The following is an 804-nucleotide window of genomic DNA, read 5'->3' on the forward strand; positions in this document are numbered from 1 at the left end:
CCCCAGTCGTCGTGGAAGACGAAGAGGTCCGGGCCGCCGCCGCCGGTGAGGAGGTCGTCGCCGATGCCGCCTTCCAGCGTGTCCTTGCCGCCGCCGCCCAGCAGGGTGTCGTTGCCGCCATCCCCGGTGAGGAGGTCGTCGCCCTGGCCGCCATCGACGCTGTCCGCGCCGCCGGAGGTGTTCTGGGCGGTGTCGATGAAGACGTCGTCGCCGTCCCCGAGCAGGATCACGTCGATGCCGTTGCCGCCGTCGACCGTGTCGTTGCCGTCGCCGGCGTCGATCGTGTCGTTGCCGTTGCCGCCATCGATGCTGTCATCGCCGAGGCCGCCGGTGATCGAGTCGTTCCCGCTGCCGCCGAGGAGCGTGTCGTTGCCGCCGTCGCCGAGGAGCGTGTCGTTGCCGTTGCCACCGTCGACACTGTCTGCGCCGCCGGAGGTGTTCTGGGCGGTGTCGGTGAAGAGGTCGGCGCCGTCCCCGAGGGTGATCACGTCCATGCCGTCGCCGCCGTCGACCGTATCGTTGCCGTCTCCGGCGTCGATCGTGTCGTTGCCGGTGCCGCCATCGAGGCTGTCATCGCCGATGCCGCCGGTGATCGAGTCGTGTCCGCCGTCGCCCGAAAGCGTGTCGTTGCCGCCGTCGCCGAGGAGCGTGTCATTCCCGCTGCCGCCGCGGACGAGGTCAGCGCCGTAGGTCCCGTCCTGAGCGTTGTCGTTGAAGAGATCGGCCCCGTTGTTGAGGTAGATCACGTCCCGACCGTTGTCGCCCCAGACGGTGTCATTGCCGCCGCCGCCCTTGATGGTGTCG

Annotated in this window: 1 protein-coding gene; it reads right to left on the reverse strand. The window is 69.7% G+C overall.

Annotated elements, in window-relative coordinates; translation table 11 throughout:
- The coding region (locus tag LCM32_RS21900) for a calcium-binding protein (RefSeq protein ID WP_318246217.1) at window positions 1–804 on the reverse strand (804 nt) is incomplete at both ends.

The organism is Pseudooceanicola nanhaiensis, from assembly GCF_020171315.1.
GTDB lineage: Bacteria > Pseudomonadota > Alphaproteobacteria > Rhodobacterales > Rhodobacteraceae > Pseudooceanicola > Pseudooceanicola nanhaiensis_A.